This window comes from Sulfitobacter pacificus (genome assembly GCF_030159975.1).
Classification (GTDB): domain Bacteria; phylum Pseudomonadota; class Alphaproteobacteria; order Rhodobacterales; family Rhodobacteraceae; genus Sulfitobacter; species Sulfitobacter pacificus.
Map to the genome: position 1 here is coordinate 2,136,764 of NZ_BSNL01000001.1, position 13,459 is coordinate 2,150,222.

At 55.4% G+C, this 13,459-nt stretch carries 17 protein-coding genes; 8 read left to right on the top strand and 9 right to left on the bottom strand.

The genetic code is table 11. The annotated features are described in order from the left end of the window. Positions 1 to 8: 8 nt before the first annotated feature. The 3 genes from QQL78_RS10685 to QQL78_RS10695 all read left to right on the top strand — a co-directional run bounded on the left by QQL78_RS10685 (position 9) and on the right by QQL78_RS10695 (position 3,413). On the top strand, positions 9 to 362 hold the full coding sequence (locus QQL78_RS10685) for a hypothetical protein (RefSeq protein ID WP_284373266.1): 354 nt from the start codon (positions 9 to 11) through the stop codon (positions 360 to 362). Positions 363 to 436: 74 nt separating this feature from the next. Next, positions 437 to 2,149 (top strand): histidine kinase dimerization/phosphoacceptor domain -containing protein, encoded by a 1,713-nt coding sequence (locus QQL78_RS10690; protein WP_284373268.1) that lies wholly within the window; start codon positions 437 to 439, stop codon positions 2,147 to 2,149. A gap of 295 nt (positions 2,150 to 2,444) precedes the next feature. Further along, the gene (locus tag QQL78_RS10695; RefSeq protein ID WP_284373269.1) at positions 2,445 to 3,413 is read left to right on the top strand and encodes an alpha/beta hydrolase family protein; all 969 of its coding nucleotides are present in this window, start codon (positions 2,445 to 2,447) and stop codon (positions 3,411 to 3,413) included. Between the two features lie 141 nt (positions 3,414 to 3,554). Here QQL78_RS10695 and QQL78_RS10700 read toward each other — a convergent pair whose 3' ends face one another. From QQL78_RS10700 to QQL78_RS10715, 4 genes are all read right to left on the bottom strand, one after another. Next, positions 3,555 to 3,728 (bottom strand): DUF1328 domain-containing protein, encoded by a 174-nt coding sequence (locus QQL78_RS10700; RefSeq protein ID WP_284375548.1) that lies wholly within the window; start codon positions 3,726 to 3,728, stop codon positions 3,555 to 3,557. A 90-nt stretch (positions 3,729 to 3,818) separates the two neighbouring features. Further along, positions 3,819 to 5,372, bottom strand: a complete 1,554-nt coding sequence (locus QQL78_RS10705; protein WP_284373271.1) for a phospholipase D family protein — start codon at positions 5,370 to 5,372, stop codon at positions 3,819 to 3,821. Between the two features lie 4 nt (positions 5,373 to 5,376). Next, a complete protein-coding gene (locus QQL78_RS10710) occupies positions 5,377 to 5,952 on the bottom strand; it encodes an RNA polymerase sigma factor (protein ID WP_284373273.1) in 576 nt (191 codons plus the stop codon). Then, a complete protein-coding gene (locus QQL78_RS10715) occupies positions 5,942 to 6,097 on the bottom strand; it encodes a NepR family anti-sigma factor (protein ID WP_284373274.1) in 156 nt (51 codons plus the stop codon). Before QQL78_RS10715 ends, QQL78_RS10710 begins: the two co-directional genes overlap by 11 nt. A gap of 124 nt (positions 6,098 to 6,221) precedes the next feature. Here QQL78_RS10715 and QQL78_RS10720 point away from each other — a divergent pair, with 124 nt between their 5' ends. The 4 genes from QQL78_RS10720 to QQL78_RS10735 all read left to right on the top strand — a co-directional run bounded on the left by QQL78_RS10720 (position 6,222) and on the right by QQL78_RS10735 (position 8,553). Then, entirely contained in the window at positions 6,222 to 7,037 is an 816-nt protein-coding gene (locus tag QQL78_RS10720) for a response regulator (protein WP_284373276.1), read from the top strand. Positions 7,038 to 7,103: 66 nt separating this feature from the next. After that, complete coding sequence (locus tag QQL78_RS10725; RefSeq protein WP_284373278.1) at positions 7,104 to 7,427, top strand: ElaB/YgaM/YqjD family protein; 324 nt, start codon at positions 7,104 to 7,106, stop codon at positions 7,425 to 7,427. Positions 7,428 to 7,447: 20 nt separating this feature from the next. After that, positions 7,448 to 7,765: a phage holin family protein gene (locus tag QQL78_RS10730; RefSeq protein ID WP_284373280.1), complete on the top strand. Its 318-nt coding sequence runs from the start codon at positions 7,448 to 7,450 to the stop codon at positions 7,763 to 7,765. Between the two features lie 137 nt (positions 7,766 to 7,902). Next, on the top strand, positions 7,903 to 8,553 hold the full coding sequence (locus QQL78_RS10735) for a Crp/Fnr family transcriptional regulator (RefSeq protein WP_284373282.1): 651 nt from the start codon (positions 7,903 to 7,905) through the stop codon (positions 8,551 to 8,553). Here QQL78_RS10735 and QQL78_RS10740 read toward each other — a convergent pair. From QQL78_RS10740 to QQL78_RS10750, 3 genes are read right to left on the bottom strand one after another with little or no spacing between them, the layout of a single operon-like run. After that, entirely contained in the window at positions 8,537 to 9,745 is a 1,209-nt protein-coding gene (locus QQL78_RS10740) for a DUF2254 domain-containing protein (RefSeq protein WP_284373284.1), read from the bottom strand. The genes QQL78_RS10735 and QQL78_RS10740 overlap by 17 nt on opposite strands. Before the next feature lie 15 nt (positions 9,746 to 9,760). Beyond that, positions 9,761 to 10,258: a Dps family protein gene (locus QQL78_RS10745; protein WP_284373286.1), complete on the bottom strand. Its 498-nt coding sequence runs from the start codon at positions 10,256 to 10,258 to the stop codon at positions 9,761 to 9,763. A gap of 60 nt (positions 10,259 to 10,318) precedes the next feature. Continuing rightward, positions 10,319 to 10,792 carry a CreA family protein gene (locus QQL78_RS10750; protein WP_284373288.1) on the bottom strand — a complete coding sequence of 158 codons (474 nt, stop codon included), beginning with the start codon at positions 10,790 to 10,792 and terminating at the stop codon, positions 10,319 to 10,321. 133 nt (positions 10,793 to 10,925) lie between these two features. Here QQL78_RS10750 and QQL78_RS10755 point away from each other — a divergent pair, with 133 nt between their 5' ends. Next, positions 10,926 to 11,123 (top strand): CsbD family protein, encoded by a 198-nt coding sequence (locus tag QQL78_RS10755; RefSeq protein ID WP_284373290.1) that lies wholly within the window; start codon positions 10,926 to 10,928, stop codon positions 11,121 to 11,123. A gap of 150 nt (positions 11,124 to 11,273) precedes the next feature. Here QQL78_RS10755 and QQL78_RS10760 read toward each other — a convergent pair whose 3' ends face one another. Then, complete coding sequence (locus QQL78_RS10760) at positions 11,274 to 11,672, bottom strand: hypothetical protein (RefSeq protein WP_284373292.1); 399 nt, start codon at positions 11,670 to 11,672, stop codon at positions 11,274 to 11,276. A 67-nt stretch (positions 11,673 to 11,739) separates the two neighbouring features. Then, positions 11,740 to 13,425, bottom strand: coding sequence for an amidohydrolase (locus QQL78_RS10765; protein ID WP_284373293.1), 1,686 nt, complete (start codon positions 13,423 to 13,425; stop codon positions 11,740 to 11,742). Positions 13,426 to 13,459: the final 34 nt, after the last annotated feature.

Consider the following 13,459-nt stretch of genomic DNA (forward strand, 5'->3'; position numbering starts at 1 on the left):
GCGATCTAATGACGACTGATGACAGCCGATTCCTGGTAATGGGGGTTGCCGGTTTGGTGCGATGTGATCTGATCGGCGCGGTCAAAGAACAATTCCCCACCATTTCGCCGGTCACAGTTGGAAGTGAGGTCGAGGCAATCGAGGTTGCACAGCAATCCGACGGCTGGAAATTTGCCTTCTTGAGCCTCGGCCCGGAAGATTTTGCTGCCAGTGAACTGGCTGCGCTTTTTGCCAAGCTCAAGACCAAGGTGATTTTACTGGGGGATGCGGCAGAGGAAGCGGCGGCAAATAGCCCCTTTCCGGTTTTGATGCGCCCTTTCTCAGGCGCAGATATATTGCGGCTTCTTGGATACAAACCATGAATTTTCGGTTTCCCTGATCGGAGCGCAGCCTATATGTCGTAAAGACAGGGCTGTAGCCGAAGGATCCCGAATAGATGAAGCAAACCCTGAAAAGCCTATGGGCGGGAGTTGACCGCTTGGGCATTCGCTTGGCCATCGTTTTGGCGGTGGCCCTGCTGCCGCTGATGATCGTGTCCATCGTCAGATCCCAAAGCGTGGTGAACGAAGCGGTTGCACGCTCACGGGCAGCCCTGACCGGGGTGACGTTAAACGCGGTTCAGGATGAAATCATCAGCATCGAAGGGGCAAAGGCAGTGGCCCAGTCCCTGAGCCAATGGTTACCGATGACCGACGGCAAACCTGACGAGTGTAACCAGCTGATGCGTGATACGCTGGAAAACACCGAGTTCTCATTTGCGGGTTTCTATGACACCACCGGCTATGTCTCTTGTTCAAGCGCCCTAGCCCCGTTCAATTTGGGGGTCACCCCGGAGCTACAGGGTCAGATTGCCGATCCCAAGCCGATTGTTCTGGTGAATCAAGACGCGCCAATCTCCGGCACATCGGTGATTTACGCATCACATCCGGTTTTTGATAAAACCGGGGACCTACTGGGCTTCACCGCCGTGTCGATCCCACATCAAAAACTGAAAAAATCCGCCTCCGTCCCCACCAATGCTGTTTTCTTGACCTTGAACGCGCTTGGCACAGTGCTGACAGCCCCCGACTCGCTGGCAGAGGCCAAGGCTGTCATGCCACAACTGCATCCAAGCGAGTTTATTTCCGAGCAACCCAAGAGTTTCCGCGCGCTTGGTGCGGATGGGACGGAACGACTTTATGCGCTGGCACCCGTTGTAAATGGCGAACTCTACGCCTTGTCTACCTGGCCCGTCGATCATGATGTCAGTGGCAGTTTCTACCTCAAGAACCCGGCTTTGTTTCCTGCTCTGATGTGGCTTGCCAGCCTTGCGGTGGCATGGTTCGCCACCTCGTTGTTTGTCACACGCCATGTTGTGAGGTTGCGCCGGACCATGCGTGAATTCGCCAAAACCCGCCACACCACAACCGATCAGGAATTTCGGTCAGCGCCCCGTGAACTGCGCGATGTTGCCGATACCTATATGAGCATGACCGATATGGTTCTGCGCGACGAGGCCAAAATCGAAGACGCCCTGCGCCAAAAGGATGTCTTGCTGCGCGAGGTTCACCACCGGGTGAAAAACAACCTGCAACTCATCGCTTCGATCATGAGCATGCAAATGCGACAGACACGATCAAAAGAGGTGAAGCAGATCATGCAAAGCCTGCATGACCGGGTCAACAGCCTCGCCACGATCCACAGGAACCTCTATCAGACCTCGGGTCAGGCTGACATCAGCATGGACGAACATCTGGATGCCATCGTCAATCAGGTGATCAAAATGGCCGCCGCACGGGATGCATCGATCAAGCTGGAAACCGACTTCGACGAAATCAGGCTTGTGCCGGATCAAGCTGTGCCACTGTCGCTGTTCGTGACAGAGGCGATGACCAACGCCTTGAAATACATCGGTGCCGCCCAGGGCAAGAACAAGAACCTTTGTGTAAGCCTTCAGGTGCTGGAAGATGATATTGCCGAAGTTGTGATCACCAACTCGATCCCCCCTCAGGCCGAGGTGCCCGACCCTGAAAAATCGACAGGTCTGGGTTCTGAACTGATGGAAGCCTTTGCGATGCAGCTGTCTGGTGACCTTGATACAGGTATCGAAGGGCAGGAATTCAAGGTCAAACTATCGTTCCCCATCGACCCTCTGGATGCAGAGGACTGAAAACAGGTTGGCGTCAGCAATAGGGCACCAGTGGCTTCATAGGGATTAAATCCTGTGCCAAATCTCGCGGCTTGCAGGCCCCTCTTGGGGATCAACAAGCGGGCGTCGCACCACATTCTTCACAGGGTTTACGCCGCTAGGGTCACAGTTCTGACCCGCACCAAACGCATTGATTGCAAAGGCATCGCAGCTGGTATTATTTGGCGCAAGAAAGGTCGGCAGCGCAAGGCGAGCGGGCATTGCTGCGAAGCCATGCTAACCGGCCTCAACCTGTAGTCTAATATGGAGGCATGATGTGAGAATCGGCCTATTTATCGCTTTTTGCCTTGGCAGTTTCCCCTGCTTCGCGGAAACTTCTGCCGGCTTTGCTGATCTTACCGACCTCTCTGAGGCAGAACGCCCTCTGGCCCTGTCGATCTGGTACCCGTCCGAGGGGCACGCGACCACGGCCATTGGCGGCAATGCCGTCTTTCTGGGAGAACCCGCTGTTCCAGCAGCTCCCCTGCCAACAGAGCCACTTCCCCTGATTGTGGTGTCACATGGCGGCTTGCGGTCGGCCGCTGACTCCGGTGCCTGGCTGAGTTCATCCATTGCCAAGGCGGGTTTTATCGTCGCCGAGATCAACGCGCCTCGCCCGGAAAGCGCATCTATCGCAGTGAACGAAGTTTGGCGGCGGCCGCAGGATATCAGCCGTGCGGTTGATCGGATACTGTCCGATGCTAACTGGGGCAAACTGATCGATCAGGATAGCATTTCTGCGGTCGGCTTTGCGCTGGGTGCAACCGCGGCTCTTTCCGTGGCCGGTGCCAAGCTCGACGTCGATCACTACATGCGGTCATGCGATATCGAAGCCCCCTTTGCAGGGCCCGACTGTGGCTGGTATGCCTCTCAGCGTGTTACGCTGACGCAAACCAATCAGGACGGTCTGGCAGGGTTGCGACATGATCCGCGCATTACCTCTGCTGTGGCAATCGAGCCCGAGTATTTGGCAGTACTGGATATCGCCCTCTCGGATACAAAACACCTGCTGGTTTCGCTTGGAAACGGTGACGAAATCCCCAACACGGCAAGCAATATCTCAAGCGTCGAGGTCGCCGATAGTTCGGCAGTCGATGCTTTCGCAGCATGCACGGATGCCGGGCCAAGTATTCTGGAGGAAGATGGCGATGCCTCAATCTGCGGCCCCTCAAAGGAAAGACGCGAGGGCATCCATCAGCGAGTGACGAAAATAGTCACTTCTTTCCTCAGTGGTGAGAACAAATAGCCCGAACCTGAAAGCGCGCATTCTGCCCTTTCAGCCATGGACTGACCCCTCACCGCATTCATGCCGGGCTTGACCACTGCCCACAAAAAAAAGACCCCACGGCACCGCGAGGTCTTTTTGCACTGTGTCGTCGTGTTGTGTTTACAGCGGCGGTTTGCCCCGTACTGCCCGAGCGACCATTGCAATTGCGAACAGGATCAGGAACAGCACAAAGATGATTTGCGCCATCCCTGCGGACGCCCCCGCAATACCACCAAAGCCTAAAGCACCGGCGATCAGTGCAACGACGAGAAATGTTAAAGCCCAACCTAGCATGGTTTGTCTCCAATATGATTTTGATGTTTCGGTTTCTGAAAACAGAACCATCGCGTCCAAAATTGGTTCCGAGTTTTGTTGCAACCCGGCTCAGACCATCTCTTCAGGTGCCCCGGGAAGAGCGGTGCCCACCTGTCTGTTTGGCTCAAGCGCATAAGGAACAACAAACCCTTTGCGTTGCTCTGGCGACAGTGATTCATTTGTCAAAGCACGCTGTTTCCATTGTTCAAATGCACGGTCGGCTGCCGTGTTCGGCACCTCGCCCAGCCAATGGAAAAACACCTTTTCCCTCAGCTCGCGCACCTGTGCATGATCGCTCAGTAGCACGCCCGCCTCTGCATCCCATCTCATGCTGCGCCCGTTCAGGTTTGCCGAAGATACAATTGCAACTTTGCCATCAAAGATTGACACTTTGGAATGCACATAGACAATCGGCGCGCCTGCAAGTGTCGCCCTTTCGGACGATGAATCGCGCTGATCCGGCTTACGCGGTTGCGCCGGGCTGACCACTAAAAACCGGTCACCAAACTGCTTGCGAAGTTTGTGAAGGCCACGGGCTTGCAGATATTCACCAAAGCGCGCATCCAGACTTGCGTGATCTGAAAAAGCAACCTCTTCCGGTGCCGCCGGGATCAATGCCAGCACCCGCAGTGCCGGGTTACGCCGCCCCGCAGCGACAAGCGCCGCGACAATACGGCGATCCCGAAAATACTGGGTCTCCAGATAGATCAACTCTTTTGCCGCAGCGATCTGCCTTAGGTGTTCCTGCAACAGGCTGTCGCAAACATTTTCTGGGGCAAGCTTGAACGTTGAGCGCTCCCATCGCCGTGACAAGGTCATGCGGAACGCTGAGGATGTTTTGCGCAAGGCTTTTTTGCGGTCGATTACCTCTGGAAGTGCCGCAAGGAAATCAGCGGCGTCCTGAGCAAGCGCAGGGTCGTTAGATACCACCTGCGTATCATGCCAGGTATCCTGGGCCGGTTGGTCGTGCCCTCTGTCATCCACCCTGCGTTCATTCAGATCAAGCCCACCGATATAGGTGATGCTGCTGTCAAACACCGCCATCTTATGATGCAATGAAACAGGGTGAAGCCGTGGCAAAGCCCCACGCCGCAAAGAAACCTTTCCGTTTTCAACCTCCAGGTAGCTATGCAGCCCCGGTGCAAAACGTAGCCCAACCAGAGGATCAGCGGAAGCATTCAAATCCGCCGCGATCTGTTTCAGTTTCTTGCGTGTCTGGGCGGCAAACATCACCCGCGGAACAATACCACCTTCCGCCGGATGCAAGATGCACCGCACCGATATCAGGCCCGCATCAGTGCCGGAAAGCTCGTTCATTGCGGTTAAATGAGCAATCGACCGCCACGACTGCCGATGCAATTCAACGGCCATGACGGGGTCGAAATCGGACAGGCTCAGGTCAATCGAAACCCCCCGCTTGAGGGTGTGCAGAAAGAGATCCGTCCAGGTATCCCCAACCGCCCGCGCCCTTTCGGACAGCAGCCTTGTGGAAGGATCAAACAGGCGAAACCCCATGTCGATCCGTTCCTTTGCGTCCAGAAACAAGGCCTCCAGCCGGGGGTACGCCTCCTGAGCGGTTATCAGGATTTCAAACTGGTTCTTTTCTGGCACATCCCCCTGCACGCGATCAGCCCTTACGGACACTTTGCCCCGCGACAACAACTGCCATGGTGCCGCTATCCGTCAATTCCAATGAGTCATCGGGCGAGAGGTCTAGCAATTCGACCAGCTTTTGCCGCGCGCGGTTCACCCGGCTTTTCATCGTTCCGGTTGCAACGCCACACATTTCGGCAGCCTCGTGATAAGCGAAACCGGAGGCACCAACCAAGGTAAGCGCCTCGCGCTGGTCGTCGGGCAATTGTTCAAACGCCTCCAGAAAATCAGTATAGGCAAGCTTCCCGTCATGCTCGGGTTTCACCGCCAGATTACCGCTCAACACGCCATCAACATCCGCAACCTCGCGGCGCGACTTTGTGTAGGTCGTGTAGTAGGTATTGCGCAGGATGGTGAATAACCAGGCACGCATATTGGTGCCTACCTCGAACTTGCCAATGGATTTCCAGGCTTTCATTACAGTTTCCTGCACCAGATCATCCGCAAGAGTTCCGTTACGACACAGGCTCAGGGCGAAGGCCCGCAAAGCGCCCAAATGCGTAACCAGCTCGTCCCTCGGATCAATATCCGCGACGATTTCATTTTCCATTAGATTCATCCTGCTCGCGCAGTTTATCAATCAAGGACATCAGCTCCGAAGGCAGCTCTTCCTTTTCCTTCTCCTCGAAAGACCGCCGCAGCTGTTCCTTTATCAACGCTGTACGCTGGTTCTCTTGTTGATTATCATTGCTCATAGCCCGGCCGATCTCCATAGACTTTCTGAACCCCGCGAAACAGAAATTATTCACATTAGATGGAACCAAACTGACCATGTCCAGTTTGGTTCCAAAGAAAATGAAGAAAACAAGGAAACTCCGAATGACACAGACCGCATCAGACAAGCCTCTCTCTCGCATTGTCGCCGATTTGCTGCCATTTCTGCGCCGTTATGCGCGGGCTCTGACGGGTTCACAGCAAACCGGTGATCGGTATGCTGCTACAACACTAGAGGCTTTTCTGACAGACCGTTCTATTTTTGAGACGGCCTCCAGCCACAAGGTTGCGCTGTTCGGCGCTTTCCACCGCATCTGGTCCAGCTTGGGCGCACCTGTCCAAGACGGTGAAACCGGGCTGACCGCACAGGCGCAGATGCACCTGTCACGGCTGACCGAAAACACACGTGAAGCGCTTTTGCTGAACACCATCGAAGATTTCTCTGTCGCGGAAGTCGCTGAGATCATGGAGATCGAGGTGAGCGAGGCAACGGAATTGTTGCGGATTGCAGAACAGGAAATCGAAAAATCTGTCTGCGGGAATATTCTTGTCATTGAAGATGAGGCGATCATCGCACTGCATATCAAAAAAATCGTGACCGAGCTGGGTCACAAGGTCACTGGTGTGGCGCGCAAGCATAAAGAAGCGGTAAAACTTGCCGCGACCAAGCGGCCCGACCTGATCCTGTCCGACATTCAGCTTGCTGACGGCTCTTCCGGCGTCGAGGCTGTGAATGAAATTCTCGCGGATGCGGGCGACATTCCCGTCATCTTTATCACCGCCTTCCCTGAAAGGCTGCTGACCGGGGAGCGACCGGAACCTGCCTTCCTGATCTCGAAACCCTATACCGAAGATCAGGTCAGATCAGCGGTCAGCCAAGCGATGTTCTTTTCCTCCTCAGAGATTATCGAGGGGCACTAACTAAAATATTGGAACCATTCCGTCAGGGGATGGTTTCTTTGTTGAACATAGGAAGAGGAGCCCACCATGGCACAGTCAACAAAGAATAATATTGCAGAATTGAACACAGACGTATCAAAGCAGATGGCCGTTCTGCGCGATGACATTGCCGCCCTGACAGCGACAGTTGCCGAATATGGCAAAGCCCAGGGCGATATCATGAAGTCCGCAGCAACCACCAAGGCCCAAGAAGTGGCAGAGAGCGGTGCCGCAGCGGCCGACGCGCTGAAGGTAAAGGCAACCAAATCCTACTCCGACGCTGAAGATGCGGTACGCGCAAACCCCGGTGCCGCCATCGGGATCGCGGCAGGTGTTGGGTTTCTAATCGGCATGATCTCGGCACGCCGCTAATGTTCGGCATTGAGCAAAAAGTGGGGAGGGCTGCGCGCAAAGGCGCGGCCTTTTCCGGGGCGGCGTTGCTGGGGTGCATCGGCGTGGCATTTTTAACCGCCGCCGCGTGGATGGTACTTTCTGAAATGCGCTCGGAGATATTTGCCGCAACGGTCATCGGTGCGGTCTATCTGGGAGCTGCGGCAATTGCTGCCGCCTTGGGCATGAAAAAGCCATCACCGCCACCCCCAACAGCAAGCCAAAATCCCAGCGCCGAAGACCTTTCACCCCTTCAACTGGTGGTATTGTCCTTCGTGCGCGGATTTGAGCAGGGACGGCAAAAAGACCGTTCCAGTTAAAAATTACCCATAGCTTTCAGGTGACCAAATTGTTTCAACGAAAATCCGGTCGCACCAAAAACGGCGTTTCATGCGATGCATGTCCGCTGCGCCCAAAACGTATTTTTAAAGATTTCTCCGCCGAAACCCTCACGTTCATGAAGCGTTTCAAGATCGGTGAGCTTTCCGTCGACTCAGGCACCCCCCTGCTGTCCGAAGGCTCAAGCACACCTCAGGTCTTTACTGCACTCAGCGGCATGGGGCTGCGCTATAAAACGCTGGAAACCGGCGAGCGGCAGGTGATCAGCTTTATCATGCCCGGTGATTTCATCGGGCTACAGGCCGCAGTTATGGGAGAAATGCAGCACTCGGTCGAGGCGACCACCGATATGGTTCTCTGCGTCTTTGACCGCTCTGCACTATGGGATCTGTTCAAACATGAACCGCAACGCGCCTTTGACCTGACATGGGTCGCTGCCGTCGAGGAACATTTTCTCGGTGAAACCGTTGCTTCGCTTGGCCAGCGCACCGGCACAGAACGGGTCGCATGGGCCTTGGTCCGGCTTTATATCCATCTCTCTGCCCTTGATTTGCGCAAAGGTGATTCAATCCCCCTGCCCTATCGGCAGCAGGATCTGGCAGATGCATTGGGCTTGTCACTGGTGCATACCAACAAGATCCTCAGCAGCTTTCGCAGCAAGGGTCTGGCCGTCTGGAAGGATTCGCAGCTCACTGTGCCAAGCCTTGAAAAACTGGCAACGATTGCCGCGCTTGATCCCGAGAGGGAACCGATCAGACCGCTGATCTGACCTGCTTTGCCAACTTGTCGATAGGAGCCTGGTGTGCGCTGGTGGCCAGCGCCGACAGTCGCGCCAAGGCATCCAGCATCGTTTCGCGCGTCAAAGGATCATCCTTGATATAGGGCAAACATGCGCCAAGTGACGCCGCCAACAGCGTGTCAAAGCCAATGGGCTGCGCAAGCACGGCGTCACAGCGGAATATATGCAGCTGTCGGTCCTCTTGCGCCATCGAAGACAAGCCCGCTTCCATCCATTGCATACAGTTGATTGCGGTAAAGGGATCATTCACCGAGGGCGACATTGCCCGTGCAACGATTTCCACCAGCTGTTCCGCTATAAAGATCAGGTTCTGCTTTTCCGTTTTCGCCAAGCCAAGTGCAACTGTTTCGCACAGGCGTCTGGTCATCTCTGCGCCGACAGGTACGTTTGTGCCCCAGATCCGCAGGGCGCTGCGGTGCGGATGCATGAACTCACCCGGCGCGGCCAGTATCTCGATCACCCAACCGTTTTCCTGTGCGATGCTCCCCAATTTGTCTTGGGCAATATTGTGGATATATCCAGAGGCATGAAGATGGATGTCCAGATGCTCAGAGGTATAGACGGTCACGGCCACCGGTTCCTCATTCAGCAGGTTTTGGATGTCACGGGAAAATCGCTGACCCAAACCGGCCACAATGTTTGAAGCGCTGATCGTTTCGGGCACGTGGTGCACATGAAAAATCATCATAAAAACTGACACGAGGGCCAGCGCCATCGTGACCAGGATTGAAAATTGCGGTACGAAGGCGGCCACCTCACCCTGCTCATCCCCTATCGCGCGCAGGACAAATAGCGCAAAGGTGAAGGTCGAAATCAAAATGCCGAGTGTAAATTGATTGCCCCGGTCCCGCATGAAATTGCCGACCAGCCGCGGCCCGAATTGCCCTGATGCAAAAGACACGGCCAACATGGTGATAGAAAACATCACACCCGCCACGCCGATCACCGATTGCGCAATCACAGATACAATCGCGCGCGCGCCGTCAGGGCTTTCGTTGATTTTCATCCAGTCGGGTCGGAATTTGGAAATTTCCGGGTGACTGTCCACGATCAGCGTTAAAGCAGAGAGCGCGATCGCGGACAGTACAAGTACCGTTGGTACAAACCAGTAACTTGCCCTTATGTCATCATTATACTTCTTGATCCGTGCACTGAACGACATAGGGCGCATTACCTGTTATGTGGTCGCAAGGGCGCGCAGCATCCAGGCGGCTTTTTCATGGAAGGCCGCACGTGCGGTCGCAAGATCCTCTGTCACCGGATCACCGGCTTCGCCAGCCTTTTCAATCACATCATGCAAACGTTTGGCGACCTTGCTGTGATCCTCAGCCAGACTGTTGCACAATGTGATCGCATCTGCGGCATCTTCGATGTCGGTCACAACCGACCCTTTCAGCAGGTCAGAGGGCGACATCGCCGTCAGATGACCCAGCGCGCGAATACGCTCTGCGATCACATCAGCCGCGTCGAACAGATCACCATATTGCGCCTCTGTCAGGTTGTGCACGGCAAAGAACATCGGCCCTTCAACGTTCCAATGCACCGCGTGGGTCTTGATGGTCAGATTGTAGGTATCGGAAAGCACCTTCGCCAGCTCCTTGGCGACGGCCTTGGCGTTGCTCACGCCAGTTTCGATCTTCACGACCTCGGGGGTAGGTTTCAAAGCATTTGTCATCTTATGTCTCCTTTCTATCCCCCAACTGGCAGCGACAGACTTCGTTCCCTGCCCGCGGCGTTAGTTTTGCGCCGCCGCGGTGGGGTCAAATAAAGGGACGGTAGAAATAGACATTTTGGCAGAGCCGTTTTGCAGCTCATTGGCATGGGCGATATAGATCAGCGTTTGATTGGCCTCGTCAAAGATCCGGGTGACACGCAGGGATTTCAAAACGATAGAGCGGCGTTCGGAAAACACCCGCTCGCCTTCATCGTCACGCTCAATGTCACCAATGGTAATCGGCCCCGTCTGGCGACAGGAAACGGATGCATTGGAAGGATCTTCAAACCAGTTCCCCTTTTGCAGCCGGTCAATCACCCCTCTATCAAAATAGGCAACATGACAGGTCACTCCTGCCACTTCAGGATCTGCAAAGGCCTCGATCAGGATGTCATTGCCCAGCCAGTCCACATCGACACTGCCGACCTGCTCGGCCGTCGCCGCCACGGGCAACAACGAAAGGCAGGTGGCGATAAGAGCGCGTTTAAATGACATGTTTTTCTCCTGATCAAAAGGTCTCAACCAACAGGTGGGGTTTTGGTTCCATGCGAAGTTTTTGGAACGCTTTCCTTCTGCCTTGGTTGTTTATCCAGACGACAAAAATTGTACCCTGCTGAGGAGAAGCACTATGAACTGGGACCAGATTAAAGGCGAATGGAAAATCATGAAGGGTAAAGCCCGCAGCAAATGGGGTGAACTTACCGATGACGAACTGGACGAAGCCGCAGGCGAGCGTGAACAGCTCGAAGGCTTGATCCAGAAGCGCTATGGCAAGACCAAAGAAGAGGCCAAGGCGGAAGTCGATTCATGGATGAATGAATCCTAAGCCATGCGATTACGCCTGCCCCGGTTGTTACCATAGCAGCAGGGCGGGCAACCAACTGCGATCAAGCCTCCTGACAGGAGGCTTTTTCGTTTTCGGCCCGATCTATTGCGCAAGCCGCAACAGCAAGGTGCGGATCCTTACAAATACAGCCTATCTACTGAAATCGCGCAGCGAGCGCAGGAACAATCCGATCCCCCCCACCAGCAGCACAAGAATAACGATCAGATCAAAACCGCTCATCCGGGCCATCTGGATCGTCATATTTACAATCACGCCAAAGATCAGCGCAAGTAGCGACCCCAGTGCCAAGATCCAGCCAAACCAGTTGTGGGCATTGTAAAACACCATACCCACGCCAAACATGAACGGAATAAGCACCATCCCGGACGTAATCGCCACACCGCCGATGCCAAACACCCGCGCGCCCATCCCGAAATTGGGGCGCACCACAATACCGTTCAGCAAAAGATACCCCCCGCCAATCATCATGGCCAAGCCGAGGACAAAGCTCATCGTGCCGCCGTCATTTCCACCTGCACCACGTGCCATCATTCTCTCCGGTTGATTGCTCTTGCCGGTCCGTACTTAGGGCGACAGGTCGAAAAACGCCAGCGGTTCACGCCGCGGAATGGCTGACCACGCCGTCACAGATCGTCTTGACCGCATGGGCCTTGGTGATGTCCTTGGGTGCCAGCGCGTGCAGATCATGGCTCATCACCACAACATCTGCCTGCATACCGGCTTTCAACATACCTTTGACGTCCTCTTTGAACTCCACCCATGCATTGTCGCGCGTGTAGCTGGCCAGCGTGTCCGTCAGGCTTTGCGTCTGATCCGTCCATTCCGGCCCCAGATCAAGCGGCGCAATGGCGGCTTTTACATTCGGCATGACGTCCACAGGGATCACCGGCCAATCGGTTGAGAAAATTACCCTTGCGCCGGAGGCGCGGATGTTCTGCCAGGCATAGGCCCCAGCAATCTGATGCGGGTGCAGATATTTGCCAACGCCATCAGGCGGAAAAATATGCCCGATGGGTGCATGCCCCGGCTGGATTGACGCCACAATATCCAAAGCAGCCAATCGCGGAATGTCATTTGGGTGCATCACCTCAAGGTGTTCGATCCGATGGCGGGCGTCGCGTTTGCCATTGGCCTGTTGCGCGGCCTCATAGGCATCAATGGTGCGCCGCACACCGGCATCGCCAATGGCATGCACAGCGATTTGAAAACCATGACGGTCAGCCTCCACAGCGGCAGCAACAAAATGCTCTTGGGTAAAGACCTCATCGCCAGTGTTGTCATTGGCCCCCATCTCACCGGGATAAGGCTGCAACATCAGCGCGGTGCCGCTTTCGATCACCCCATCAATGAACATTTTCATATGGCCGCACCAGACCTTATCCCCTTGAAAGCGGTCGCGCATGGCAACCCCTTCGGCAGCAATGCGGGCAATTTCATCAGTGCCTTTGAAATGGAAAGGCACCATGGTACGGCAATGCAGGCGGCCTTCGGCCTCAAGCTCGCTCAGCAGTTCAAGTTGATAGAGGTTGCCATCCATCAGATGCAGCCCGGTGATGCCCTGTGCCGCGCAGTGGCGCAGCCCAGCTTCGATCACATCCTTGTCCATCTCACGCTCTGCCGGTGTTGCAGCGGGCTCAGGATCGCGCCCTGTAACCAGCCCCAACATCTCGCGGCCCTTGTGGCGGGTCATCTCGAGGATCGGACCATAGGCACCCGGCTCCAGCAGCTCACCATTGGCCTTGCCATCTGCGCCTTTTACGATGATCGATCCTGCATCCACCTCGGGCGCGTCGATCAGCCCGGTGGCTTCCAAAGCTGCGGTATTGGCCCAGATGGTATGGTGATCCGGTGCAAACAGCGCCAAGGGGCGGTCGGCGATAATTTGATCAAGGTCGTGGCGCGTGGGCGTTTTGCCGGTGCCCAGAATGCCGTAATCCGCCATCACACAGAACACCAGATCATCATCTGGATTTGCCTCTGCATAGGGACGGATGCGGCGGCTCATTTCTTCAAGGCCGACAACCCCGTAAAGATCCAGACAGGTCAGCTCAACCGAACCGCCAAACAGATGCACATGGCTGTCGATGAAACCGGACATGACCGTGCCGCCCATGGCGTCGATCACCTGTGTATCCGGCCCGGCCAGCGCGGTGACCTCCGCATCCGTGCCAACAGCTGTTATCGTGCCACCGGCGATCGCCAATGCCTCTGCCTTGGGCATATCCGGATCAAAAGTGATCAATGCACCGTTGTGAATGATGATATCGGGGGCAGATGCCATGGCGGTTCTCCAAACGGAAAGACGGCCCCCGGTT

Coding starts and splice junctions, on each gene's coding strand:
- QQL78_RS10725 (WP_284373278.1), top strand. CDS start 7,104: ATGGCACAGTCAACAAAGAATAATATTGCAGAATTGAACACAGACGTA.
- QQL78_RS10690 (WP_284373268.1), top strand. CDS start 437: ATGAAGCAAACCCTGAAAAGCCTATGGGCGGGAGTTGACCGCTTGGGC.
- QQL78_RS10715 (WP_284373274.1), bottom strand. CDS start 6,097: ATGAGCAATGATAATCAACAAGAGAACCAGCGTACAGCGTTGATAAAG.
- QQL78_RS10760 (WP_284373292.1), bottom strand. CDS start 11,672: ATGGCACGTGGTGCAGGTGGAAATGACGGCGGCACGATGAGCTTTGTC.
- QQL78_RS10740 (WP_284373284.1), bottom strand. CDS start 9,745: ATGTCGTTCAGTGCACGGATCAAGAAGTATAATGATGACATAAGGGCA.
- QQL78_RS10745 (WP_284373286.1), bottom strand. CDS start 10,258: ATGACAAATGCTTTGAAACCTACCCCCGAGGTCGTGAAGATCGAAACT.
- QQL78_RS10685 (WP_284373266.1), top strand. CDS start 9: ATGACGACTGATGACAGCCGATTCCTGGTAATGGGGGTTGCCGGTTTG.
- QQL78_RS10750 (WP_284373288.1), bottom strand. CDS start 10,792: ATGTCATTTAAACGCGCTCTTATCGCCACCTGCCTTTCGTTGTTGCCC.
- QQL78_RS10765 (WP_284373293.1), bottom strand. CDS start 13,425: ATGGCATCTGCCCCCGATATCATCATTCACAACGGTGCATTGATCACT.
- QQL78_RS10755 (WP_284373290.1), top strand. CDS start 10,926: ATGAACTGGGACCAGATTAAAGGCGAATGGAAAATCATGAAGGGTAAA.
- QQL78_RS10735 (WP_284373282.1), top strand. CDS start 7,903: ATGAAGCGTTTCAAGATCGGTGAGCTTTCCGTCGACTCAGGCACCCCC.
- QQL78_RS10710 (WP_284373273.1), bottom strand. CDS start 5,952: ATGGAAAATGAAATCGTCGCGGATATTGATCCGAGGGACGAGCTGGTT.
- QQL78_RS10720 (WP_284373276.1), top strand. CDS start 6,222: ATGACACAGACCGCATCAGACAAGCCTCTCTCTCGCATTGTCGCCGAT.
- QQL78_RS10700 (WP_284375548.1), bottom strand. CDS start 3,728: ATGCTAGGTTGGGCTTTAACATTTCTCGTCGTTGCACTGATCGCCGGT.